27 protein-coding genes are annotated in these 23,149 nt (G+C 57.0%); 9 read left to right on the forward strand and 18 right to left on the reverse strand.

Annotation, left to right across the window (positions count from 1 at the left end; genetic code table 11):
* The first annotated feature begins 116 nt into the window (after positions 1–116).
* Positions 117–1,061 carry an IS110 family RNA-guided transposase gene (locus QWI16_RS01430; protein WP_302710935.1) on the forward strand — a complete coding sequence of 315 codons (945 nt, stop codon included), beginning with the start codon at positions 117–119 and terminating at the stop codon, positions 1,059–1,061.
* Positions 1,062–1,096: 35 nt separating this feature from the next.
* Here the strand turns inward: QWI16_RS01430 and QWI16_RS01435 are convergent, their stop codons facing one another.
* From QWI16_RS01435 to QWI16_RS01485, 11 genes are all read right to left on the reverse strand, one after another.
* The gene (locus QWI16_RS01435) at positions 1,097–1,477 is read right to left on the reverse strand and encodes a hypothetical protein (RefSeq protein WP_302710936.1); all 381 of its coding nucleotides are present in this window, start codon (positions 1,475–1,477) and stop codon (positions 1,097–1,099) included.
* Positions 1,478–1,581: 104 nt separating this feature from the next.
* Positions 1,582–2,064 carry a hypothetical protein gene (locus tag QWI16_RS01440; protein WP_302710937.1) on the reverse strand — a complete coding sequence of 161 codons (483 nt, stop codon included), beginning with the start codon at positions 2,062–2,064 and terminating at the stop codon, positions 1,582–1,584.
* A 98-nt stretch (positions 2,065–2,162) separates the two neighbouring features.
* The gene (locus QWI16_RS01445; protein ID WP_302710938.1) at positions 2,163–2,357 is read right to left on the reverse strand and encodes a hypothetical protein; all 195 of its coding nucleotides are present in this window, start codon (positions 2,355–2,357) and stop codon (positions 2,163–2,165) included.
* Between the two features lie 127 nt (positions 2,358–2,484).
* The gene (locus QWI16_RS01450; RefSeq protein ID WP_302710939.1) at positions 2,485–2,799 is read right to left on the reverse strand and encodes a hypothetical protein; all 315 of its coding nucleotides are present in this window, start codon (positions 2,797–2,799) and stop codon (positions 2,485–2,487) included.
* Positions 2,800–3,872: 1,073 nt separating this feature from the next.
* The gene (locus tag QWI16_RS01455) at positions 3,873–4,172 is read right to left on the reverse strand and encodes a hypothetical protein (protein ID WP_302710940.1); all 300 of its coding nucleotides are present in this window, start codon (positions 4,170–4,172) and stop codon (positions 3,873–3,875) included.
* Positions 4,173–4,743: 571 nt separating this feature from the next.
* Positions 4,744–5,931, reverse strand: a complete 1,188-nt coding sequence (locus QWI16_RS01460) for an MFS transporter (RefSeq protein WP_302710941.1) — start codon at positions 5,929–5,931, stop codon at positions 4,744–4,746.
* A gap of 193 nt (positions 5,932–6,124) precedes the next feature.
* Positions 6,125–6,385: a cell division topological specificity factor MinE gene (gene minE / locus QWI16_RS01465; protein ID WP_302710942.1), complete on the reverse strand. Its 261-nt coding sequence runs from the start codon at positions 6,383–6,385 to the stop codon at positions 6,125–6,127.
* Entirely contained in the window at positions 6,385–7,194 is an 810-nt protein-coding gene (minD, locus tag QWI16_RS01470) for a septum site-determining protein MinD (protein WP_302710943.1), read from the reverse strand. Before minD ends, minE begins: the two co-directional genes overlap by 1 nt.
* A 25-nt stretch (positions 7,195–7,219) precedes the next feature.
* On the reverse strand, positions 7,220–7,921 hold the full coding sequence (minC, locus tag QWI16_RS01475) for a septum site-determining protein MinC (protein ID WP_302710944.1): 702 nt from the start codon (positions 7,919–7,921) through the stop codon (positions 7,220–7,222).
* A gap of 170 nt (positions 7,922–8,091) precedes the next feature.
* Positions 8,092–9,231 carry an endo-1,4-beta-xylanase gene (locus tag QWI16_RS01480; protein ID WP_302710945.1) on the reverse strand — a complete coding sequence of 380 codons (1,140 nt, stop codon included), beginning with the start codon at positions 9,229–9,231 and terminating at the stop codon, positions 8,092–8,094.
* A gap of 16 nt (positions 9,232–9,247) precedes the next feature.
* On the reverse strand, positions 9,248–9,796 hold the full coding sequence (locus QWI16_RS01485) for a DUF2058 domain-containing protein (protein ID WP_302710946.1): 549 nt from the start codon (positions 9,794–9,796) through the stop codon (positions 9,248–9,250).
* Between the two features lie 119 nt (positions 9,797–9,915).
* Here QWI16_RS01485 and QWI16_RS01490 point away from each other — a divergent pair, with 119 nt between their 5' ends.
* A complete protein-coding gene (locus tag QWI16_RS01490) occupies positions 9,916–10,626 on the forward strand; it encodes a hypothetical protein (RefSeq protein WP_302710947.1) in 711 nt (236 codons plus the stop codon).
* Between the two features lie 41 nt (positions 10,627–10,667).
* Here QWI16_RS01490 and QWI16_RS01495 read toward each other — a convergent pair whose 3' ends face one another.
* Positions 10,668–12,632, reverse strand: a complete 1,965-nt coding sequence (locus QWI16_RS01495; protein WP_302710948.1) for a glycoside hydrolase family 97 protein — start codon at positions 12,630–12,632, stop codon at positions 10,668–10,670.
* A gap of 97 nt (positions 12,633–12,729) precedes the next feature.
* Between QWI16_RS01495 and QWI16_RS01500 the strand changes: the two genes are divergently transcribed.
* Together QWI16_RS01500 and QWI16_RS01505 are read left to right on the forward strand one after the other, a co-directional pair.
* Entirely contained in the window at positions 12,730–13,809 is a 1,080-nt protein-coding gene (locus tag QWI16_RS01500; RefSeq protein ID WP_302710949.1) for a DUF2157 domain-containing protein, read from the forward strand.
* Positions 13,806–14,597 carry a DUF4824 family protein gene (locus tag QWI16_RS01505; protein WP_302710950.1) on the forward strand — a complete coding sequence of 264 codons (792 nt, stop codon included), beginning with the start codon at positions 13,806–13,808 and terminating at the stop codon, positions 14,595–14,597. Before QWI16_RS01500 ends, QWI16_RS01505 begins: the two co-directional genes overlap by 4 nt.
* A 37-nt stretch (positions 14,598–14,634) precedes the next feature.
* On the opposite strand, the gene QWI16_RS01510 is transcribed toward QWI16_RS01505, so the two are convergent.
* The 3 genes from QWI16_RS01510 to trmH form a co-directional block, all read right to left on the reverse strand.
* Positions 14,635–14,961 (reverse strand): hypothetical protein, encoded by a 327-nt coding sequence (locus tag QWI16_RS01510; RefSeq protein WP_302710951.1) that lies wholly within the window; start codon positions 14,959–14,961, stop codon positions 14,635–14,637.
* Position 14,962: 1 nt separating this feature from the next.
* A complete protein-coding gene (locus tag QWI16_RS01515; protein ID WP_302710952.1) occupies positions 14,963–15,760 on the reverse strand; it encodes a transporter substrate-binding domain-containing protein in 798 nt (265 codons plus the stop codon).
* Between the two features lie 115 nt (positions 15,761–15,875).
* Positions 15,876–16,559, reverse strand: coding sequence for a tRNA (guanosine(18)-2'-O)-methyltransferase TrmH (gene trmH / locus QWI16_RS01520; protein ID WP_302710953.1), 684 nt, complete (start codon positions 16,557–16,559; stop codon positions 15,876–15,878).
* A gap of 123 nt (positions 16,560–16,682) precedes the next feature.
* On the opposite strand from trmH, the gene QWI16_RS01525 reads away from it, so the two are divergent.
* Both QWI16_RS01525 and QWI16_RS01530 read left to right on the forward strand, forming a co-directional pair.
* Entirely contained in the window at positions 16,683–16,901 is a 219-nt protein-coding gene (locus tag QWI16_RS01525; protein ID WP_302710954.1) for a peptidase S14, read from the forward strand.
* A 404-nt stretch (positions 16,902–17,305) separates the two neighbouring features.
* The gene (locus QWI16_RS01530; RefSeq protein WP_302710955.1) at positions 17,306–18,100 is read left to right on the forward strand and encodes a sulfite exporter TauE/SafE family protein; all 795 of its coding nucleotides are present in this window, start codon (positions 17,306–17,308) and stop codon (positions 18,098–18,100) included.
* A 13-nt stretch (positions 18,101–18,113) separates the two neighbouring features.
* Here QWI16_RS01530 and hemH read toward each other — a convergent pair whose 3' ends face one another.
* A complete protein-coding gene (gene hemH, locus QWI16_RS01535; RefSeq protein ID WP_302710956.1) occupies positions 18,114–19,148 on the reverse strand; it encodes a ferrochelatase in 1,035 nt (344 codons plus the stop codon).
* A gap of 113 nt (positions 19,149–19,261) precedes the next feature.
* Here hemH and QWI16_RS01540 point away from each other — a divergent pair, with 113 nt between their 5' ends.
* Positions 19,262–19,633, forward strand: a complete 372-nt coding sequence (locus QWI16_RS01540) for a thiol-disulfide oxidoreductase DCC family protein (protein ID WP_302710957.1) — start codon at positions 19,262–19,264, stop codon at positions 19,631–19,633.
* Positions 19,620–19,904 (forward strand): DUF6482 family protein, encoded by a 285-nt coding sequence (locus QWI16_RS01545; protein WP_302710958.1) that lies wholly within the window; start codon positions 19,620–19,622, stop codon positions 19,902–19,904. Before QWI16_RS01540 ends, QWI16_RS01545 begins: the two co-directional genes overlap by 14 nt.
* Before the next feature lie 22 nt (positions 19,905–19,926).
* Here QWI16_RS01545 and QWI16_RS01550 read toward each other — a convergent pair whose 3' ends face one another.
* A complete protein-coding gene (locus tag QWI16_RS01550; RefSeq protein WP_302710959.1) occupies positions 19,927–21,054 on the reverse strand; it encodes a PQQ-dependent sugar dehydrogenase in 1,128 nt (375 codons plus the stop codon).
* A 26-nt stretch (positions 21,055–21,080) separates the two neighbouring features.
* Positions 21,081–21,662, reverse strand: coding sequence for a DNA-3-methyladenine glycosylase I (locus tag QWI16_RS01555; RefSeq protein WP_302710960.1), 582 nt, complete (start codon positions 21,660–21,662; stop codon positions 21,081–21,083).
* Between the two features lie 117 nt (positions 21,663–21,779).
* Here QWI16_RS01555 and QWI16_RS01560 point away from each other — a divergent pair, with 117 nt between their 5' ends.
* Positions 21,780–23,096 carry an endo-1,4-beta-xylanase gene (locus QWI16_RS01560; protein WP_302710961.1) on the forward strand — a complete coding sequence of 439 codons (1,317 nt, stop codon included), beginning with the start codon at positions 21,780–21,782 and terminating at the stop codon, positions 23,094–23,096.
* Positions 23,097–23,149: the final 53 nt, after the last annotated feature.

Raw genomic sequence — 23,149 nt, forward strand, 5'->3', positions numbered from 1 at the left:
TCCGATGCATGCCAGGTACTCGATACCGTTAACAAGCCTGGATGCTTCTCCGACCCGATTTAAACTCGAACAGTCGAATGGGCTTCAAAGCCCGAATTTAGCAAGTAAGGGCTATTATGACAACCACAAAGGGTAATACGGGCGTAAACATTGGTATCGATGTCGGCAAGTTCCAGCTGGATATCTTCATCTGGGAGCGAGACCGTCACTTCACGGTGGATAACACCGAGGCTGGCATTAAAGAGGCCATCAAGATCATCAAGCGCTACCACGTACAGCGAATCGCTATGGAGGCCACTGGACGATATGAAATGGGCTTGGCCTCGGCAGCGTTCGAAGTGGGGTTACCTGTCGCCATTGTGCGGCCAGTGCTTGTCAGGCAATTCGCCAGGGCCGCTGACCAGCTGGCTAAAACGGATAAGATCGACGCGGCGATCATTGCGCGCTTCGCCGCCGTTATGAAACCACGACTGACACAGCAGAGAAGCAAAAACCTGCAGCTAATCAAGGATTTAGTGACGAGAAGGAGACAGCTCATAGCCATGAGAACGCAGGAAGCCAATAGAGCTAAGGTGATGGGGAAGGTTGCCGCTCGCTCGAGCATTCGTATTATCAAAGTGCTTAATAAAGATATTGAGTGGGTAGAGGCGAAACTGTCAAAAGCCACTGAAGGTGAGCCTTCATGGCGCGACAGAAAAAATCTCCTCAAGAGCGTTCCCGGTATTGGCAATGCGCTCATCTGGACGCTGCTAAGCGAAATGCCCGAGCTAGGGACACTGAACCACAAACAAATATCAGCGCTCGCCGGCTTGGCACCCATAAACCGAGATAGTGGTAAATCTCAAGGTAAACGTCGAATACTTGGAGGCCGTCACAGCGTACGGACCACCTTATACATGGCCACACTCAGTGCCACACAATGCAACCCGATTATCGGGGGCTTTTATAAGCACCTGGTCAAGCAGGGTAAACATAAGAAAGTGGCGTTGACCGCAGCGATGAGAAAGTTTTTGACCATCATAAATGCCATGATTCGCGATGGTCAGGAGTGGGCGTATTAATTATTTTTAGCTACGGGTTGAACCACAGTCGCTTGTTAGTGCTTGACTGCAACATAGTGATGTATACCCCCACCAAGACCTGAAAATATAAGCATAGCGACAGGTGTAACAACTGCAGATACACCCCAATTAGCAAAATTTAGCCCAGTGCCAATAATGACTGGAAGCATTAGAACAAGTACATACGCTGCCGCAGCGAACACCAGTGAAAACCACCATCTGCGCTTAGCGGAGTATTTAACCGATACAAAACCACAAGTGATTAAAAATAATGGGTAAAGCGCCCAGCTAACATAGCCTATGACTTCGTAATTCTCTTCCGTCCAGAAATATAGCGAGATACCAATTTCTCCAAGAAAAAGAATAGAGAATAAAAAACATGCGATTAAAATAGCGTAGAAATTCTTCATTTTCATAGAGCACTAACGCCCTTGTTCAGCGGCAGCCTTGGAGGCGCGAAGCGCTGTAAAGGCTGTCCGATGGAGGCACCGAAGGTGCCGGAATGTACTGCAACAGTTTGTTAAGCATTTCTCTTGGGGCGATGAGCTATCTGCATAAACGTCATTCCTAAAGAAAACCCCAAAAACATTATTAGAATAAGACCAGCCATTTTTCGTGGAGGGCGTTGCTGCTTTACGCTGTCTTCGTAAGAAAGTATCTCTTTACCTGATGCCTTCAGCTCCCATGCACGAATCTTCCCTAGTGGCACGCGCCTATGTAGCTTCGCCGTCGCCGTCTCTCCGATATTGATGTCACGCTCCAACGAAAGGCACAAGTCCGCCGGGACATGAAAAACTCGCCTATCGTCGGAAGAGGCCAGCGCTATCTTCCAGCTTCGTGCGTTCTCTAGGAATTGAACCTCTTCCACCTGTCCCGTGAATACCACTAGAGAGCTTGGCTTTGGTGCGGGCAGAAAGCCATCAGCACCGAACGCCAACATCAACAAGGTGAAGGCAAATCCGGCCACTGTTCCACGTTTAATCTCGTCTTTGGTTACGTACATGCGTATGCGCTTAACGCAGCTGGCAGCGGCCGGAGTGAAGGCGCGAAGCGCCGTAACGGAGGTCCAGCCCACGAAGTGGGCGATGCTGACCGGCCTTGTTACAGATTGCCATTGTTGCGACTGCCTTTGTCTTTACGGATGGACTGAACCGAGGCCATTGCGATACCAGCCGCTAGTGCAGAGCCTATAGCGGCTAAGGCACCCGAGATAGTTAAGCTGCCAAAGAAGTATTGGGCGCCGATTGCGCCGGTAGCGGCCGCAAAAGCAATGATTGTCACCGACTTCCAATTCATACTTTTTGTTCGTCCTATCAGTAGCTGTAACGCCCGCATAAGCAGCGGGAAACAGTTGGCTAAAATTAGTGAGGAACGAACGGTAGCCAACTGTTAACCGTCTGCTCTTAATGCGCTGGTTAAATGCTTATTTCATGACCTGTTCATAGAATAATACGTCAAGTTCACCTGAAAGTTCGTTGCCGCGTTCATCCGTGATTTTATATTTTTCTTGAGTGCCAGCTAGTGAAGCTGAGCCTTCAAGACCACCAATTAAGTTGTAGGTAGATTCTTTAATAGCCTGCTCAATTAACGATACAACTTCCGCTTGTAGTTCAGGGCTAAGATTTAGAGAATCTAGCTTAGTACCGATTGCGGTTTGGCCTTCAGCACCTTGAGCATAAAGAGATACTAGACTTTCAATCTCAGCTTTTATGTTTCTGACGAATTGATCAGGGCTCATGATTACCTTAGGCATTTAACGCCGTGCTAAGCCGGCCGAACCGAAAGTGTAACACAGCGCATACAATGGCGAAGCCATGCGCTGGGTGGAACGTAGGTGAAGGTTCGGCTTGAGCACCTTGTTAGCTGCTTAGCAGTGACTGCAACCTTTCCTTTTCATCTGAAGAAATACCACTTAAAACCACCAACACCGGAGCGGCCCCGTGAATAAAAAATAGGCGTTTCTTAAATAGTTTGAAATAACGTAATTTCGTAAATTCATAGATTCTTCTTCGCTGCCAAGGCTGAGTAACGATGAGATATTTTCCATCGAACTCTAACGGAGTATACTGTCTTAGGCTATCGATATGGGTTAACGGTAGATAGATCGCCATACACGCAGTCAATAGCATGAAAAACGAAATAAAACTGATCTACCGCAACGTACATACAAAAAATAGCTATCGGGCCCGCAAAGAAAGTATAACAAACAAGAATAATTGGAATGGTAGTAGCATAACCCGCTTTCTTTCCAAATTCTTGAACCATCACAATACCTTTATTATCAGCTAACGCCCAAAGCACAGGCGCGAACGCAGTGAGCGTCCAGCCCGCGCTTTTTGCGGGCGATTGTGCCTTTGCTTGTTATGTTTAAATGCCTGGGTAAAACCTAAATTCTGGGTTTTTATCATTGCTCATTTGAACCCCGAAGTGGCAACTTAGCTCAACCTTTTTGCACTCGAAAGATGCTGTCCAGAAACCTTGCATATACGTATAGCTAAGACTCTCATAATTGTACTCGGCGAGATCTATCTGTGGGCGATCCCTACGGAGATACTCAATTATTAAAGTTTCGGCTTCTTCTGGAGTATGTATAGGAAGAACATATTCGTCCTCAGAAGCGATAACTACCGCACTCCCAAATAGCAAACCTAGAACTAAGAATTTCATAGGACTCCGAAAACATAACGCTGGTAGCAAAGGCGAGCGTTAGCGAGTCCAGCCCGCGCCTTTTGCGGGCGATTTTGACTACCCTTGTTAACTGTTGTCATAGGTTGCCACAACACCCTGCCAATCTAGCATATTCAGTACCCACTAGGCTTTCCCAACAACCTCTTTCCATTGATAGCACTCATGCATTTCGTCTAAAGAATCTGGTAGAGACGATACCCGGGCATCATAGAACGCACTAAACTCGCCTAAAACGTCTAGCTCATTGTTCGTAAATGGCTCCTTGTACCAATCAGAGTCTGGATGATAGAAGTCATCAAACCACTGATTTACTAGCTCACTCGGCACATTTGCTATTGGCACATTGGCCTCGTACGCTCTTTGAGCTTCTAAGTCAGCAATCAACTGAAGAGTATTAATCGTATTTACTTTCGCAGGATGCATAGACAGTTAACAGCTAATTCAAAAGCCTAAGTAAAATTCCCCGCGGCAATGTAACTCCCCTAGAACTGAATTGAGGAAATCGCCGTAGACGTCTGTTTTAATAAGAAAAGAAGTGATTTTCGACATCTCCGTGTCAGGGGGAAAGCAAGCCTGATTCTGTGTAATTCTGACTTTATTCGATATTTTCACACAGGACAAGCTTTATCCAACTTACTGATTTTGCAGAGATTTATCAGAAGTGATTTTGGAGGGGCGCTTAAATCCACTCCGCGTACTATGAAAAGCGGCTTTGACAGAGTGAATACCAGCCTCTCGGTATTCTTGATTTTCAGCGTTCTAGACGCCCACAGACATTACCCACCGTATTTAGTCACGATGAAGCCACAGGGGTGCTCGAGCAGCTCGAGGGGGTTGCGTTGTTATGTGAGTCTCTCATGTACGGGGTGGCTTGCGGGTGATGGAGGCCGTGCGCTAGCGAGTGCGGGATATTGATTTTGCTAATAACTGCCTGGTTGCCCTTGAAGCAAAGGGGCGCAAGTGGCGCCTCACCTGCTTGTGTTTGCGACCTTTCTCAAAGGTTTCCTTGCTCTCTTTTCCAAGCCAACCCAAAAAACATCAGCCCCAGCACAGCGGTGCCGGCGCCCACGTAACCTGTGGCGCTCCAGCCCAGGCCAGCGGAGATGGCCATGCCGCCGAGCAGTGGGCCTATGGCGTTGGCGGTGTTAAAGGCGGCGTGGTGAGAGGCGGCGCCCAGGGTTCGGGCGCCGACGGCCACGTCCATCAGGTGGGTTTGCAGCGGTGGCGATATGGCGGCGATGGTGCCGACAAAGAAAACCGCCGGTAGCAGGCTCCACAGGCTGGCGGTGGTCAGTGGATAGACCATGAGTACGGCAATGCTCCACAGCAGCAAGCCACCCACGGCTTTAAACTGAAATTTGTCGAACAGCCAGCCACCCAAAAAATTGCCGGAAAACCCACCCAGGCCAAAGGTGGCCATGGCGATGGGCACCCAGTTTTTGTCCACCTGAGTCACGTTCAACAAAGTGGGCGCCAGGTAGCTGAACACACAAAACACGCCGGCAAAGCCGGTGGCGCCGATCATCAGTGCCAGCCACACCTCGGGCCGGTTAAAGGCCTTGAGCTCATTGAGCGGGTTGTTGCGCAGCTGGTTGTGGTTGAGCGGCACAAACAGGTAAATCAGCACCACCGTGAGTACCGAGAGCACGCCCACCAAGGCAAAGGCGTAGCGCCAGCTCACCGATTGCCCGAGCCAGGTGGCCAGCGGGTTGCCGATCAGCACGGCAAGGGTGAGGCCCACCATCACCCGGCTCACGGCTTTGCCGCGCTGGCTGGGCGGCACCAGGCTCGCCACCACCAGTGCGGCCACACCAAAGTAGGTGCCGTGGGGCAGGCCGGCGATAAAGCGAAAGGCCAGCAGGGTTTCGTAGTTGGGTGCCAGAGCGCTGGCGATATTGGCGATGGCGTAAAAACCCATCAGCAGCAGCAAGAGGTTGCGGTGAAACAACCTGGCCCCAAACACGGCCAGCAGCGGTGCGCCCACTACCACGCCAAAGGCGTAGGCGCTGATCACATGCCCCACCTGGGGTTCGCTCACGCCCAGGCCCTCGGCGATGGGCGGCATCAGCCCCATGGTGGCAAACTCGCCGGTGCCGATACCAAAGCCACCAATGGCGAGGGCGATTTCAATCATCCACATAGCGCCTTTGCTGAGTGTGGGCTGTGTGTTGGGCTCTGACATGGTTAAGGCTCGCTGCAAACAACAAGCGCTACCCGGTTGCACGCTGAGCGCGACCGGTCCGACTTGTTGGTGTTTTTAGGATGGCGCTATTGTACCCGAAGGGCGGCGTGATAAGTGTAAAGCCGGGGTTAAGGTGCGGCCTGTTGGCGGTAGCTAGGAGCCGATAGCGCGCGAGACGCTATCGGCAACGGCCTCACTTGCGCTCGGGCAGGGTGATGTTGAGCTCAAGCACTGAGCAGTCATCGGCGGTGTCCAGTTGCACGGACACCTGGTCTTGCTCAATGTCCACGTACTTGCGAATCACCTCAAGGATTTCCTGCTGCATCAGCGGCAGGTAGTCCGGTTGCCCGCGGGTGCTGCGCTCGTGGGCGACGATGATTTGCAGCCGCTCCTTGGCCACCGAGGCCGAAGAGGCGGGTTTGTTCTTCTTGAGAAGATAATCCAGTATGCCCATTACTTGCCTCCCAGCAGACGCTGTAAAAAGCCCTTTTTCTGTTGTTCCAAAAAGCGGTGCTCTACGTCTTCACCCAGCAGGCGGGCGACGGCATCGGAGTAGGCCTGGCCGGCTTCGGACTCTTCATCCAAAATCACCGGAGCGCCCTGGTTGGAGGCCTTGAGCACGGCCTCGGACTCGGGGATAACACCAAGGAGGGGTATGGCGAGAATTTCTTCCACGTCGGCCACGCTCAGCATTTCGGCGCTGGCGACCCGCGCGGGGTTATAGCGGGTCAGCAGCAGGTGCTCTTTGACCGATTTGCCCTGCTCTGCCAGGCGGGATTTGCTTTGCAGAATGCCGAGAATGCGGTCTGAGTCGCGCACCGACGACACTTCCGGGTTGGTGACGACTATCGCCTCTTCGGCAAAATACAAGGCCATTTGCGCGCCCTGCTCAATACCGGCGGGTGAGTCGCAGATGATGTAGTCAAAGTCTTCGGCCAGCTCGTTCAGTACTGCCTCTACGCCCTCGTGGGTCAGGGCTTCTTTGTCGCGGGTTTGCGAGGCGGGCAGAATGTAGAGTCCCTCGGTGCGCTTGTCTTTGATCAGCGCCTGCTTGAGGTTGGCCTCTTTGTTGATGACGTTGACAAAATCGTAGACCACGCGGCGCTCGCAGCCCATGATCAGGTCCAGGTTGCGCAGGCCCACGTCGAAGTCGATGACCACAGTCTTGTGGCCGCGCAGGGCCAGGCCTGTAGAAATGGCGGCACTGGAGGTGGTTTTGCCCACGCCGCCTTTACCGGAAGTAACGACAATAATTTTAGCCACGGTGTGTCCTCAATGTGTTGGCACCTTACAGTGCGGCAATTTCAATGGATTCGTTGTGCAGGAAAATCTGCGCCGGTTTTTTCCAGCAAGCCTCGCGCAGGGTATCGTTGAGCACAAAGTGTCCGGCAATGGACACCAGCTCGGCCTCCAGCCGCTGGCAGAAAATGCGCGCGGCGGGGTTGTCTTTAACCCCGGCCAGGGCGCGCCCGCGCAGGGTGCTGTAGACGTGGATGTTGCCATCGGCAATCACCTCGGCCCCTTCGCTGACCGGCGCCAGCAAAATCAAATCGGCGTTTTCGGCGTACACCTGCTGGCCGGAGCGCACCGGCTTGTCGATGACTCGGGTCCCGAACCCGGCACTCGGCGCCGCCTGGGGTTCGCTGGCCGCTTCGGCCTCGGGCTTTTCCACGCGCGGGCGCGAGGCGGGCAAGTGAATCAGCCCCAGGCCGCGGGCCAGGCGGGCCTGCTCTTCGGTGCCGCCCTTGCAGCCAAACAACTGAAAGCCCTGGCTTTGGCAGGCGTTAATGATCTCTTGCAGTTGCGCTTTGCCCAGCTCGCCGTCAAAGGAGGCCAGGTTCAGGTAGAGCGGTGAGCCGGTGAAAAACAGCGGCGCGGTCTGCACCTTGTTTTTCAGGGTTTGGAGAAATTCGTCGGAGTGGTAGTGGTACAAGTCCAGCACCATGGTGGTGACGCTGGTGCCTTTGATTTGAAAGCAGGGGTCTGCCATCGAGTCTTCCTGATACATCCGGTGATGCCGCCGCAAAGCGGGCATGTGTGTATGGTGGGCAGGTTAGTGTCACCGGGCTTGCTGGAAAAGGCCCGGTGCACGCTTTTGCCAAGTGGCCCGCAATATAGCAAATATTGCGGGCGCATCCTATCGGCGGCAGGTGGAAGTGGTTATTGCTTTAACGCGGCTACGGCGTCATAGGCGGGTTTGCGCTGGTAGTCGCGGTCAAACAGCAGCGGGTAGTTGGTGCGCCCGCGTACCGGGAAGTCGTTTTTCCAGGACTCGCTGTCGCCGGTACCCCAGAAGGTGACCCGGGCGATCTTGTCGCGGTGTTTTAAAAAGAGTTTGAACCACTGCGCGTAGCGCTCGGCGAGTTGCTCCTCTACCTCGGCCGGCAGGCCATCGGCGTAGGGGTTGAGCTCGTCGGAGTACTCGAAGCTGTCGGAGATCTCGGCGCCGATGTGATCCCAGGCCACGGGCAGTACGTCCAGATCCAGCTCGGTGATGTGCACGGCAACGCCGGCGGCGGCGTAGGCCTCGATACTCTTTTCAAATTCTTGTATCTCGGGGTAGCCCAACCCCACGTGACCCTGCATGCCAACGCCATCGATGGGCACGCCGGTGTTTTTAAAGCGCTTGATCATGTCCACCACAAACTGGCGTTTGCCGGGGTTGTGCATGTTGTAGTCGTTGTACATCAGGTGGGCTTCGGGCGCGGCCGCGCGGGCGTAGCGGAAGGCGTGGTCGACAAAGTCGGGGCCAATCTGGTTAAACCAGGCGCTTTTGCGCCAGCCTTTGTCTTCGTCGACGGCCTCGTTCACCACATCCCAGGCGTGGATGCGACCTTTGTAACGTCCGGCCACTGTGTCGATGTGGTCTTTCATTCGCGCAAGCAGCGCGTCGCGCGACAGGGGTTTGCCGTCCGCATCGTTAAAGACCCAGCTCGGGGTCTGCGAGTGCCACACCAGCACATGGCCGACCATAAACATGCCGTGTTTTTCGCCAAACGCCATGAACTGGTCGGCGTAGTCCCACACCCAGCGGTTGGGCTCGGGGTGCAGGCGCTCCCACTTCATGTCGTTTTCCATGGTCATGGCGTTGAACTCGCGCGCCACCAGCTCGTTAAAGCCCGCCGGCGGATTTGTCAGGCGGGCGTTGCCGATGGCGGTGCCAATGTAAAAGTCCTCTTTGTAGAGGTCTTTCAGGCCGGTGGCTTGAGCGGCCTGGGCAAAGGCGCGCTGTTTGCTAAGCGCCAGGGCGCCGGAGAGATAGAGCGAACGTGCAAGCAGTTGTCTGCGATTTATTGTCATCGTTTTACCTTTTTACCTACCACATGAGGTCATCGGGGATTACGTAATCTTTGTAGGGATCGTCGTCTTCCTGTTCCTGCGCGCTGGGTGTGTTGGCCACAACCACCAGAGCTGCATCGCGCTCGGCGATTTTTTCAGCGGTGACGCGCGGCACCAGTTCGTAGCCTTCATCGAGCTTGGCAATGGCCAGCAATCCGCGGCTGACACGATTGTGGGCATCGGCATCCAGCACCAGCTTTTTGATGGTTTTACCGTCGGTGAAGTGGTACTCCAGCTCCTGGGCGCCGGCTCTGCACTTGGGCTGGCGGTGGCTGGTAATCAGCTGGCGAATTTGCGCGGCTATGGCTTTTTTCTCGGCTTCCGCCTGGCGCTGGCGGTTCAGTTCGCGGTCGCGCTCGGCTTTGGCGGCCCGCGCGGCCTGTGCCTCGGCTTTGCTCTCGCTGGTGATCTGCTGGCCGGTTTTCACCGCCTGCTTATGCTGCTTGCTCTTTTCTTTTTGGATTTTCTTGGCCTTCTTGTCGTCGATCAGGCCGGCGTTTTTGAGCTGGTCTTGCAGCGAAGCCATGGTGCGCACCTCTTTTGGTCATTAATACTATAAGTCTTTGCCGGGTGTGGCAAGTACCCGTGTTCCGCAGAATACCGAGCACACCCCTGACGGACAAGCGGCTTGTGTAGAATACCGCTATGCACTTTCTCACCGCGCCTTCGCCCGCCTTGTTGTGGGTCAGCATCGCCTTGGCTCTGCCGTTACTGGTTGTGGCACTGCGTCTGGCGCCCTGGTCGCAGTTGCTGGCCAGCGGTACTCGCCAGCACGCCTTTTACGCCAGTGTGCTGGCGCTCGGGCTCTTTTGGCTGCTGCAGGTGGAGGTGCGTGAGGTGTTGGGCTTTCACCCCATGTTGATGGCGGTGACCACCATGGTGTTTGGCGCGCCGCTGGCATTGATCGTCGGTGCCTTGGCGCTGGCAGCCAATCTGATCTATCGCTTTGCGATGGGCGCGGCGCTCGACGGCGCGGCTGTGGCCTTTTCCGAGGTGAATCTGGCAGCGTTGCCGGTGAGCTTTTTACTGGGGGTGGCTGTGCCGGTGGGCTGGACCTGGCTGGTGATTTTTCTGGTGGACCGCTGGCGCTTTAAAAACCCGTTTACCTATTTTCTCGGTGTGGGCTTTTTTGGCGCCATGCTCAGTTGTCTCTGGCTGGGTGCGGCCAGCTATCTGCTGTTTTTTATCACCGGCAGTGATGGGGCGTTGGCGGTGTGGCAGCAAAACGCTCTGCTGTTTGTACTGATGATGTTCCCAGAGGGGTTTTGCAACGGCGCCATAGCAACGGTGCTCACCGTGCTATGGCCGGATATGGTGAAAACCTACCGCGATGACTGGTATTTGGGTGACAAATAGCCCGATCTTTACTGCAGATGATCAGACCGGTGCGCAGCGCTCTAGCGCTTGCGCACAATACCCGCCCAGCCGCCACCACTGGCAAGCTTGATTGGCAGTGATTGGCTGGCGTTCACCGGGCGCTGCTCGCGTTTGTAATCTTCGGCGTAGTGCTCGGTGTTGAGACCGTCGCGAATCAAATCCAGCTGGTAGTCGCCCTCGCCCAAAAAGCTGAAGTCGACGGTGAGGGTGCGGGCGGTATCGTCGGTCATGGCGCCCAGGTACCAGGTGTCGCCTTTGCGTCTGGCCACCAGAATGTAATCGGCAACCGCGGCGTCGAGCACGCGGGTTTCATCCCACACTGAGGGAAAGGCGGCAATAAACTCAGTGACCTCGGGCTCGCGCAAATAGGTAGAGGGCGATTCACAGAGCATTTGCAGCGCGCTTTCATAGACCGCGTACATGGCCACCTGATGGGCGCGGGTGCCCATGCTCACGGGCCGGAAGTGGCTGATGTGATGCTGCTCCAGGTGGGCGTTGCGCAGAGCGCCCGGTGTGAAGTCCATGGGGCCGGCCACCATGCGGATAAACGGCAGAGTAACGGTGTGCTCGGGGGTGATATCCTGGCTCCACTTGTTGTTCTCGTTGCCTTTGACCCCTTCGTAGGTCATGACATTGGGGTAGGCGCGTCTGAGGCCTGCGGGTTTAAAGCCGCCGTGGTAGTCCACCAGTAGTTGGTGCTTGGCCGCCTCTTTGGCGATCTTTTCGTAGTAATTCACCATGTACTGGTCGGCGCGCTGCATAAAGTCCACTTTAATGCCCGCCGCGCCCCACTCGCCGTAGGTTTTCAGGATGTTTTGGTAGTCTTTATCCAGCGGGCCCCAGAGCGCCCAGAGAATAATGCCCACGCCTTTTTCCTTGCCGTAGCGAATCAACTCCTGGACGTCCATCTCGGGGTTGGACTCGACGATATTGGTGGTGGTTTTGGTCCAGCCTTCGTCGAGAATCACATACTCCAGGCCGTACTGTGCGGCAAAGTCGATGTAGTACTTGTAGGTCTGGGTATTGATGCCGGCTTTAAAGTTCACGCCGAACAGGTTGTTGGCGTTGTACCAGTCCCAGGCGATGCGGCCGGGCTTGATCCAGCTCGACTCGGCCAGTTGATTGTCGCGCGAGAGCAGCCACACCAGTTCGCTTTGCACCAGGTCGGCGTCTTTATCGCTGATGATGGCGAGGCGCCAGGGAAAATCGCGCGCTCCCGTCGTTTCGGCAATGTGGCTGGCAAAGCTCAGGTGTTGGTTGCGATCTTCCGAGCCGGGCATGGGGGTTGCTTCGGTAACCACTCCGGGGTGTTTGGCGGTGACGCCGTTGCCGCCGGTGGCGCTGACAAACAGGCCCGGGTAGTCGGATAAATCGGCCTCGGTAAAGACCACATTGATGTCGTTGGCGGAGAAGTACACCGGCAATGAGGCAAAGCGGCCCGCTTCAAGCTCGCTCAAGCGCGCTGGTACATAAAGGCGCTCGTAGTGGGAGATCAGGCTCTCCTCTTCGGGGAAGAGGGTCTCGGTGAGTTCGGGGAAATTGAGCTCAAGGATTTCATTTTCAACGACAATCGGCCCGTCTTTGCTGCCGGTAAAGCGATAGGCCGCGCCGTCGTTATAGGCGCGAAAGTCCAGGCCGTAACCATTGTCAAAGCGCAGCGACAGCGCCCGGTAATGCTCATTGATCTGCGCGTTTTTATCCGTGACTACTGGCGTCAGTGTGTTTTGCACTTCGCGGCGCTGGGCATCGGCGATGCTGATTTTGTGCGCGATATCGCCAGTCCCTTTCAGGGTCAGCCCCACGCGGCTCGGGGCAATGACGCGGGTCTCGCCCAGCGTGGCGGACCAGTGAATCGACTCGCCCACTTCAATTTTGAGCGAGAGGCGGCCATCGGGCGACTCCAGCTGATAGGTCTCGGCGCGGGCCAGGAGCGAGACGAGAGAGAGGAGCAAGGCGGGAGCGATACATTTGATTAACGAGCACATGGGCGAACCTTTGAACGTTATTTTACTTGTGTGAAACCGGTTAACGCGGGCAATATTGCCCGTTAAAAGTGCGGGGCACAAGGGGCAGGAGCCAGCCATGGAAAAAGACAACAGGGCCGAAGCACAGCGCCGGGCGGACAGCATCCGGGCGTTTGGTCAGGAATTGCAGCGGCTGCAAAGTGAGGGCGTGCTGAGCCTGGAGACTGAGCAGCTCAGCCGGGTACGCGTCTACCATCAGCAGCAGCTCGAAAGCCTGCGCCAGGGGTATGACGTGGACCTTGCCGATCACGCCAGACGCCTGAGCCTGGGTATGCAGGTGGTGAGCTTTCTCGGTGCCTGGGCGCTGGCGGCGAGTGTGTTTTTCTTTTTCCAGCAGTATTGGGGGCTGCTCGATACCTGGCTTCAAGTGGCGGTGCTGGTGGCAGCGCCGCTGTTGAGCCTGGTCGGCGTGGTCTATATCGCCCAGCTCGACGGCCCGGCTCGCTACTACGCCAAAATCGCCGCCATGATCAGCTTTGCCTGCCTGGTGATCAACATCGCTCTGCTGGGGCAGTTGTACAATTTTCCACCCTCGCCCACGGCACTGGCGGTTTTTGCGGTCTACGCCGGCTTGCTCGCCTACGCGCTGGAGGTTCGCTTGCTCCTGGCGGTGGCCATGCTCTGTGTGTTTGCGTTTATCGGGGCACAGAGTGCGACTTACAGTGGTCTTTATTGGCTGTCGGTGGGTGAGCGGCCCGAGCACTTTTTGTTGCCGACCCTGGCGCTGTTTTTCCTGCCCTCAGTGATCAGCCAGCACGCCTACGCCGGGTTTTCCACGATTTACCGCGTTTTGTCCCTGACGGCGCTGTGCCTGGTGTTGTTGGTGCTCTCCAACTGGGGCCGCGGCAGTTACCTGCCCTGGAGCCATGCGGTGATTGAAGGGGTGTATCAAATTGCCGGGTTTGCCGTCAGTGCCGGCGCTATCTGGTTGGGCGTGCAACGCGGTTGGCCAGCCGTGGTGGCCACCGGCAATGTGTTCTTCTTTTTGTTTTTGTACACCAAGTTCTTTGACTGGTGGTGGGAGTGGCTGCCCAAATCCCTGTTCTTTTTGTTGCTGGGGCTGACGGCGCTTTTGGCGCTGATGGTGTTTTCGCGCTTGCGCCGCTATACGCAGACCCAGGCCGGAGGTGAGCAATGAAAAAACTCTGGTATGCGGCGGTGCTTGTGGTGGCGGCCAATGGCGTAGTGCTCGGCAAGGCCGCCATCAATCGCCACTGGGGAGAGGTGCAGCGCCTTGATCTGACCGAGAGAGAGTTGAGCCTGCCCTATTACCAATACCACGAGGGCACCCGCTCTTTGTCCCTCAGCTGGCAGGGCAATGTGGCCGGGGATAAGTATTTGTTCCACCGCTCCTACAACGTCAAATTGAGCGAGGCGTCGTTTGCAGCGCTGGGCGGCGCCGAGGTGGTGTGCGATGCGGATTTTAAGCGCCAGAGCGCCTATGTGTTGCTGGTATACGGCGGCCAGCCCTACACCGATTTATTGGCGCAATACCGCGCGCTGGTGCAGCGCGCCGAAGCTGCCTATGCGGCAAACGCCAGCAAAGACAACGAACAAGCTCTGGAGCGGGCCAGGCGCAATTTACTGAGCCAGGAGCAGGGCGCTTCGCGGCTGATTGCGGTGGATGCCGCCCTGACTCAGGAGCCACTGCTTGAGCGCGCCGCGACTTATGACGAGCCCCACTGGGTCTTGCCGGCGCGACTATCAGCGGTCGGTCAGTGCAAAGATCAGGAGGTGTACGTCAGGCTCACGGGGGTTCAGCAGTTTCACTTGAGCCGACGTCAATCCGAGGCGTTGAAATTGAGCCCGTCGCAGAAGCGCTACGACCAGGCGCTGGACGCGCCGCGCTATCGTGCCAGCCTGGCAATTGGGTCTTTGGGGTTGCCCTGGGTCGAGCGAGTGGCCAAATGTGAAGGGGAGTGCTAAGACTCAGGTGCCCGCGGGCACCTGAATCGGCAGGGGTTTAAAAATTTGCGCGGAAAATGGTAACCGGTTCGGGCTCGCGCACATTGCCGCGGACCTTGATGCGGTTGTCGGTGTTGCGGATTTCTTCCAGTACCGGGTCATAGCCAAATTGCATACGGCTACCGAGCTTTTCGCGGGTTTCATCGGTGATTTGCCAGCGCGGCGTCTCGGGCAGCTCGGGTGCTTTAGGCTTGCGCCAGTCGCGCGCGGTGACAATCACCTCCTCGACGACTCTGTCGGAGTAGTCGGCGCCCGAGTCACTGTTTTGCGCCTGAGCGCCCGCAGCCGCTGCCAAGAATATTGCCAGAGAATATTTGAGCGCCATCTTATTGCGCCTCCTGCCACTCCAGACTTTCAAACCAGAAATTTGCGCTCGCCGGCAGCCAGCGATCGGCTGTGCGAGACACAATCCACGCATTCAAAAAGTTTAGCAGTGACTGCTCGTTCTTGCGTACCGCAAAGCCGATTTTGTAGCTCAGCAGAGCCTCCGGCAGTGGCAGGTCAACAACCTCCGGGTGCGTCAGTGCGAGAATGTTGGCCATGGGGCTGCTGGCCACATATCCGTGGGCCTTGCCTTCCAAAACGGCTTTTTCTGCCTGCTCGGGTTTTTCAAACAGCGTCAGCGTTGCCTTGTCAAACACCGAGGCGGCCAGGTCACCGCCAATGGAGTCTTTGACTGCGGTGATGGTGATCTCTTTTTTGTTCAGCTCGGTGAGGGAGTTGATGTTTTTGGTGTTGGCGGTGTGCGTGGCGAGGGTGACGCCCGATTCGGAATAGGGCTGAGAAAAGGCCACCTTTAAAGCGCGCGACGGCGTGATGGCCATACCGGCGGCAATCAAGTCGATTTCGCCTTTGTTCAGGGCCGGCATAATGTCTTCCCAGGGGTAGACTTTGAGTTCAACTTTCAGGCCCATGTCGTCGGCTATTTTACGCGCCACGTCCACATCAAAGCCGGCGAGCTTGCCCTCCTCATTTTGAATGGTCCAGGGCGTGAACAGTGAGACCCCGACGCGCAGGGTACCACGCTTGGTGATGTCGTCCAGTGCATCGGCCTGGGCGCCGCTGATGGCGAGGCCGAGAACCAGTAGGAACAGCGAGAGAAGGTACTTTGAAACTGATGCCATTGTGGTTACTCCGTTGAGTCGGTCCGTGAACGTTTGAGGCGGGCGCCACGACGGCCGCCAAGCTCTGCCCCGATACTATTACACGGGGCCGGGCAATACCACCGGCAGGCCGCCGCTAGTCGTCAAAGGGGCGGCGATAGCGCGCATCCTCGGGGGGCATGATATCGCCGTCCTCGTCGAGCGGCAGATAGGGCAGTTTGTGCTTGCGACAGTATTTGACCATCTTTGGGTGCATCCACTCGAACAGGGTGCGGTGGTAGTGCTCGTCTATGGCAACCTCTCGCTCGTAGAGGCCGGCGGCGGTCCGCTGAGCCATGGCCTCCTGCAGGATAATCGCGGCAGCGACGCTGACGTTGTAACTCTCCACCAGACCGATGATGGGAATGGTCAGGTGGGCATCGGCTTCGCGCGCCGCATAGTTGCTGAGCCCGTGCTTTTCGGCGCCCATGACCAGGGCAAAGGGCTGGGTAAAGTCCGCGTCCCGGTAATCGATGGCGCGATCGGACCAGTGTGCCGCGTAGAGCTGCATGCCCTGGTCGCGTAGATGGTCATACCCCTGTTCAATGGTGTCGTGCACCACCTGCTCAGTAAACCGCCCGATACCGCCTGCCGTATTGTGGTAGACAAGGTGGCCGCGCTCGGGTTTGACCATGTGGATGGTGCCTATGCCGGCGGCCTCGGCGGTACGGAGGATGGCCGAAATATTCTGGGCTTTGTGCACTTTGTCGGTCAGCACCGTCATGTCGGCTTGACGCTGGCGCAATACCTGTTTGAATTTTTCAAAGCGCTCGCGGCTCATCAATTGCCTCGGGGGAATTCGGGTGTAAATTGGCACGCCATTATAGTGGACTGAACCCGAGCCGTCGCCAGCGGGTCGGAAGAGGTAGCAGGGGTAATCGAACGCAGCCCCGTGGAGGTCATCATGAAAGCATCAGAATTTTTGAAAAAATACGAAAAGCAGCAAGAGGAAAAAGAGGCCGAGGAGCACTCGCTGGAGCACAATGCCCGCGAGCGCGCCGCCCATTTGGAAAAGGGGTTGAATGTTGGCTCGCCCTACGATTGGGAGGATCTCGAGCGCTACCGCCGGGAGCTTGAGCGGCTCGAGCGCGAGGGGCCGGGCGCGCCAAAGTCAGAGGACTGATTGCGCCCCTGCATCTGGGCGGGTAATCTGCCGCCTTGAGCTAGGGCCTGTTGACACTAATTTAATACGCCTGCTGGAAGCCAGTTTTGTTTCCAGCTAGGCGCCGTGAGCGTCGTTTGGTTATTCCAAATAAGCGAAAGCTGGCCCCATGAGCGCAGCGAGTGCTTTGGGTCTCGGCAACAACGCTGGGGACAAAACTGGCTCTTGCCCTTCGGGTTGCGGCTAAAAATCCGCCACTGGGCGTCGCCTGCATGGATGCAGGTGAGGCGCGAGAGCAGGAGGCGGTAAGCCTTGCTCGTCGTTCATTTGGAGTGACCAAACCACTCTCCTCGCGCCTTGATTGGCGAATTTTTAGTCGCAACAGGCTGTACTAAATTAGTGTCAACAGGCCCTAGGGGGCATCAATGGAAACATGGCTGGTGGGCTATTTGGCACTCGGTGCCATCACCGGTTTTTTTGCCGGGCTGCTTGGAATTGGTGGCGGCGGCATTATGGTGCCGGTGCTGGTCGTGCTCTTGGGCGCGCAGGGCTTTGGCAGCGAGCATTTGGTGCACTTTGCCCTGGGCACCTCCATGGCCGCTATCGTCCCCACGGCGATTGCCTCGACGCTCGCCCACAACCGCCGCAGCGCCGTGCATTGGCAAGCCGTTTACCAGCTCACGCCCGGCGTGCTGCTGGGCACTTTTGCCGCTACCTTTATTGCCGCTTACTTACCGGCGAAACCCCTGGCACTGTTCTTTGCGGTGTTTATGACCGCCATTGCCGCCTATATGATTTGGGGGCGAGCGCCGAGGCCCGAGCGGCAGTTGCCCTCTGTGTCCGGCATGTTTGGAGTGGGTGCCGGTATTGGCGGTGTCTCGGCGCTGGTGGCCATCGGCGGTGGTTCGCTGACCGTACCTTTTATGATCTGGTGTAATCAGAGCCCGACTCGCGCCATTGCCACCTCGGCAGCGCTGGGTATCCCCATTGCCGCCGCCGGCGCCCTGGGTTATGTGGTGAATGGCTGGACCCAGGCCGAGGGGCCTATGACCCTGGGCTATGTGGTCTGGCCCGCTGTGCTGGCCATGGCGTCGATGAGTTTTCTCACGGCGCCGCTCGGGGCGAGACTCGCCCATCATCTGCCGGTCAAGCGCTTAAAGCAGGTGTTTGCCCTGATGATGGTCGGCCTGGCCGTTAAAATGGTGCACGGGTTCTGGTAGCCAGCCACCTGACTCAGGTGCCGTCTGATTGCCCTACCCCGGCTTTTTCCAGCACATCGACCAGCGCCGCTATGTGGTCTTCGCGGTCGTTGAGTGCGCGAATGTAGTGATAAGTCTCACCGCCCGCCTGGGTGAAAATTTCCCGGTTTTCTACCTGCAGCTCCTCCAGGGTTTCCAGACAGTCTGCGCTGAAGGCGGGGCTGAGAATAGCGATGTGTTTCACGCCCTGCTCGGGTAAGGACTCCAGGGTTTTGTCGGTGTAGGGCTTGAGCCACTCGGCTTTGCCGAAGCGCGACTGAAAGGTGGTGAGGCAATCCTCCGGTGCCAGCCCGGCCTTTTGCGCGGCCAGGCGAGTGGTTTTGACGCAAAAGCAGTAGTAGGGGTCGCCCTTTTCCAGGCAGAACTTCGGGGTGCCGTGGTAACTGAATACCCACTTGTCCGGCCGGCCGTGGGCGGCCAGATGGTCTTTCAATGATTGGGCCAGCGCCTCGACGTAACGCTCGTTGTCGCAATAGCCACTGACAAAGTGCAGCTCCGGCACCCAGCGCCAGCGCATTAATTCGCGGGCGAGTGCATCAAAAGTGGAGCCGACCGTGGCGGCGGCGTACTGTGGGTAGAGCGGTAGCACAATGATTTTGCGCACTCCCGCCGCCTGCAACTCGCGCAGCGCGCTGGCGATGGATGGGTTACCGTAGCGCATACCCAGGCTCACCAGGGCTTTGTCTCCCAGTGCTGCGGCAATGGCACTGCACTGGCGCTGGCTGATGGCCAGCAGCGGTGATCCCTCATCAGTCCAGACGCTGGCGTAGAGTTTGGCCGAGCGTTTCGGGCGCACGCGCAGAATAATCCCGTGCAGGATGAGCTTCCACAGCAGGCGGGGAATTTCGATGATGCGCGGATCCGAAAGAAACTCGGCCAAGTAACGTTTGAGTGCGCTGGCATCCGGCGCATCGGGTGTGCCGAGGTTGGTGAGCAGCACGCCGGTGCGCGTTTGGTGTTTTACGATGTCGTGGGCGTTTTCCGTCAGTGCCCGATAAGTCTGTGCCATGTCTCGGTCCCGCAAAGGTTTGTCGCATTCTATCAGTTCGGTTGTGCGTTTTGATCGCCGCTTGTCTATACGACGTATTGAGCAAAACAATCACTCAAATCAGAGGCGAAGCCATGCCTGCGATTCTGTACTTTGATGGCAAGTGCCCCTTGTGCCGCCGCGAAATGACTCTGTTACAGCGTCTGAAGCGCCATGAGCTGACACTCATGGATGTGCACACCGCGCAAGTGTCGGCCTACCAGCGCCAGCACATGCTGCGCCGTCTGCACTTGCAGTTTGCCGATAAAAGCTGGGCCATTGGACTGGAGGCCAATGTCGCCGCCTGGTCATTTACGCCCGTGGGCTTTTTGTTCAAGCCTTTGCTCTGGCCGGGCTTTCGGGGCCTGGCTGAAGCTGCTTACGAACGCTGGGCCAGCCGGCGAGCGCGGCGCTGCGACTGGATTGAGCCCGAGCGCGACACGGGAGGCGTCTATGGCGAGCGGTGAACGGGCGTTGATTTTGTCCTATAGCGACTGCACCCACTACCTGGCCGCTTACGGGCACGAGCCTCCCGGTGGCATGCCGGACTGGCAGGTGATTAAAGAGCCCTCTGGGCGGCCGAAAAAATTTGTCAGTCTCTACGCGGTGAAGTGCTGGTGGGCCGAGCAGGGGAAAACCGAGGCCTGGCTGGTGACCCAATCGCCCTACGATGAAATGATCGCCGGAGAAGGGCCTGTGCTGGATGAAATGAAATTGGTGATTGACCCCGCGCCGTGATGTCACTGCGCGGGGTCTGATTTTACTTCGCCGGTTTCAGGCGAATGATTTTTCCATCGCTCTGGTCGGTTAGCAGGTAAAGGTAGCCATCCGGCCCCTGCACCACATGGCGCAGGCGCTCACCCAGCTCATCGGCGAGCAGGCGCTCTTCATGCAGTACGCGCTCGCCTTCGATATCCAGCCGCGAGAGGGTCTCGGCTCGTAGACTGGCGACAAACAGATCGCCGCGCCACTTGGGGAATTGATCGCCGGTGTAGAAGGTCATGCCGGCGGTGGCCAGCGATGGCAGCCAGTAGTAAATGGGCGTTTCCATTCCCTCTTTTTTAAAGCCTTCGCCAATTTTGCCGCCGCCGTAGTCTTCACCGTAGGTGACGACAGGCCAGCCGTAGTTCACCCCGGCGCGGTCAATATTGATTTCGTCGCCGCCCTGGGCACCGTGCTCGCCACTCCACAGTTCGCCCGTCTCGGGGTGCATGGCGGCCCCCTGCATGTTGCGGTGGCCGATGGACCAGATTTCGGGTAGGGCGCCCTCGGTGTTCACATAGGGGTTGTCTGCCGGGACGCTGCCGTCTTTATTGATACGGATGACTTTACCGTGGTGGTTGTCCAGCGTTTGTGCATCGTCCATGCGGGAGTAGCGGTCCCCCAGGGTCAAGAACAAAGTGCCATCCCCCTTGAAGACAATGCGCGAGCCGAAGTGGGCGTTGCTCTCGACCTTGGGCTTTTGGCTGAAAATGCGGGTGACATCCACCAGGACCTTGCCTTCGATGCGCGCCCGCGCCAGGGCGGTGCTGTTGCCCCGCTCGCCAGGTTCTGAGTAGCTGAAAAAGATCCAGCCGGTGCTGGCGTAATCCGGGTCTACGGCCACATCCAGCAGGCCGCCCTGTCCCTTAACCACGATATTCGGCAACCCTTGCAGTGGCTCGCCCAGCTTACCCTTGGGGTTGACCAGGCGCAGGTTGCCCGCCCGCTCGCTGACGATCATGGAGCCATCGGGCAAAAACGCCAGGCCCCAGGGGTTTTTCAGGCCCTCGGCGACGGTTTCAAGCTCAAAGCTGGCGCGTTCGCTGTCGATGGTTTCGGCGCTGAGGGCGGGAGCCGTCAGCAGCCCGGCCAGGCCCAGACAGAGCAGTAATCGGGTAAAACGCATAGGGTTCTCCTGTTGGCGTGATGTGCTCACCTGTGAGCGGCACAGGGTTTGTAACGAAAGCAGTCGAGGGTGTGGTCGTTGACCATACCGGCGGCCTGCATAAAGGCATAGCATATGGTACTGCCGACAAAATTAAAGCCGCGCCGTTTCAGCGCCTTGCTCATGGCGTCCGATTCGGCTGTACTGGCGGGCACTTCGCTGAGCGTGCGCCAGCGGTTTTGCCGTGGCTTGCCATCGACAAAACCCCAGAGAAACTCGGCGAAGTCCTCACCGGCTTTCTCCATGGCCAGGTAGGCCCGGGCGTTTTTGACGGCGCTTTGCACTTTGAGCCGGTTGCGGATAATGCCCGGGTCGCTGAGTAATTTTTCCTGTTTGGCCGGCGTGAAGCGCGCGAGTTTGGCTGGATCGAAGCCCGCGTAGACCTTGCGGTAGTGCTCGCGCTTTTTCAGCACCGTAATCCATGAGAGTCCCGCCTGGGCCCCTTCGAGCAACAGCAGCTCAAACAGGCGTTGCTTGTCGTAGCAGGGCAGGCCCCATTCAGTGTCGTGGTATTCCCGGTACAGCGGGTCCTCGCTGCACCACTGACAGCGCACGGGGCTGGGGCTCATGGCCGCTCCTTGTATCGGGTGAAAGTTTGCATTAATATGGTCTATATGACAATAAGTGGCGCCCAGATGCCACAAGACCCATTTACAATAACGCAAAATAAATGAGAAAGGTGCACTATGTCTGCTCTACTGAAAAATGCCCTTATTTGTGCCTGCAGTGCGGTGCTTGTCGCCTGCGGTGGCGGTTCTTCCGGTGGCTCGTCCGATGATTTCCTGTCGTCATCGTCCAGCTCCTCCAGTGTCAGCTCGTCGAGTGAGTCCAGCGAGTCCAGTGAATCCTCCGAGTCTTCATCTTCAGAGTCCTCAAGCTCCAGCTCATCAAGCAGCTCTGAGGGCCCGATTGCTATTGAGCCTGACTTCGATCTCTACGCCGTTACGCCATCGGATTTCCCGGTCGGTGTTGCGGTCTCGGCGGCCAATGAAAGTTACAGTATTTTTAATCACAGCGATGCCAGTGCCCGCCAGGATGTGATTACCCGCCACTTCAGCCAGCTGACAGCCGGCAACATCATGAAAATGAGCTACCTGCACCCACAGGAAGACACTTTTACCTTTGGCGATGCCGATCAGCTGGTGGGCTTTGCCGAAACCAATGGCATGACCATTCACGGCCACGCCCTGGTATGGCACTCCAGCTACCAGGTGCCCGGTTTTATGAATAACTACGAAGGTGATTTTGCCGCCATGCTGACCGAGCACGTCACTGGCGTTGTCGAGCACTTTGAAACCGACTTCCCTGGGGTGGTGACCAGCTGGGACGTGGTCAACGAGGCGGTGGATCAGGGCGCGGCAGATGGTTTCCGCCGTTCGGTCTTCTACAATGAATTGCCCCCGGCGGCTGAGGGTGACATTCCCGAGTACCTCAAAGTGGCGTTTCAGGCGGCGCGCGATGCCGGGCCCGGTATTGACTTGTACTACAACGATTACGACAACACCGCCAACACAACCCGGCTGAATAAAACCCTGCAAATTGCCGAGGCGTTGAAAGAAGAAGGCACTATTGATGGTGTCGGCTTCCAGATGCACATTTACATGGACTACCCCTCGCTCAGCCATTTTGAAAACGCCTTCCAGCAAGTGGTGGATATGGGGCTCAAGGTTAAAATCACTGAGCTGGATATCGCCGTGGTCAACCCCTATGGTGGTGGCGGTGCCCCGGCTTTGCCCGAGTATGACGAGGAGCTGGCCGCCGATCAGAAACAGCGCTTCTGCCAAGTTGCGCAGGTATATCTGGATACAGTGCCGGCCGAGCTGCGCGGTGGCCTGACCGTCTGGGGACTGACCGATGACGAGAGCTGGCTGATGAATCAGTTTGCCAATGCGGCAGGGGCGAATTACGACGATGTCTGGCCGCTGCTGTTTAACGCCGACTTGTCTGCCAAACCGGCCTTGCAGGGTGTGGCCGATGCGTTTACCGGACAGGGCTGTAACTAAAATCCGTTAGCGGGCCTTTCGGCCCGAACAACCGGTTTCAAGCCCCGGCGCAG

The organism is Gilvimarinus algae (assembly GCF_030518215.1).
Taxonomy (GTDB): Bacteria; Pseudomonadota; Gammaproteobacteria; order Pseudomonadales; family Cellvibrionaceae; genus Gilvimarinus; species Gilvimarinus algae.